The organism is Vibrio sp. 1078-1 (assembly GCF_033340475.1).
This window is the reverse complement of the sequence record NZ_JAWOWM010000531.1, coordinates 1-620: the sequence shown is the minus strand read 5'-3', so window position 1 is coordinate 620 and position 620 is coordinate 1. Positions and strand designations below refer to the sequence as shown.

Here is a 620-nt window from a genome sequence, read left to right as displayed (position 1 = left end):
TGGGAACAACTGGTTCTATTTAAGACTGAGCTTAAGCGCTCTAACCATGCCGTGATCATGATTCGTCACTCCAATCCTGCGTTTCTCGATGCGTGCACTGAACTGGTTCACTCATTAACGACGCCAAGCGATCTCATTTCACGCCTATCTAGCGATCGACTCGCTATGTTGATTGCCGAAAAAGATCAAGCCGCAGAAGAGCTCTACCGAACCGTATATGCCATGTTAGACATTTATCCATGGGAACGACGTGGTCTCAAAGGGCCAAAACCGACATTGTATTTACAAGACATCCTGACTTTCCCATTTACTTTAGAGCAGTTGGAAGAAAGCTATATTGAGGTAATGAAGAATGGAACTACTGCTTAGCAAAGTCACTGACGCAGGCATCGATCCTTCTTCTGTTTCTGGGGAAGAAGCCATCACGCTTTGGGAACATATCGGTCGACACATTGCGTCCACCAGCCGTGAAAAAGCACATTGCCTAATTATCAGCGCAGAATACCGCCGCGAAATCAAACAGCTTTGTGACAGTATCGAAGAGCTTAGACAAGCATTAGAACTGCTCTCATTACCTGAGGATGTCGAAGATATACTGTCGGTCAAAGCAAGTTTAAGCG

The 620-nt window shown here is 45.6% G+C and carries 2 pseudogenes; both read left to right on the top strand.

Annotated features, from left to right (window positions below):
* Positions 1 to 369, top strand: a pseudogene (locus R7190_RS28615) (hypothetical protein); the annotation flags it as partial.
* Positions 353 to 620: pseudogene (locus R7190_RS28610) on the top strand (GGDEF domain-containing protein); the annotation flags it as partial. The pseudogenes R7190_RS28615 and R7190_RS28610, both read left to right, overlap by 17 nt.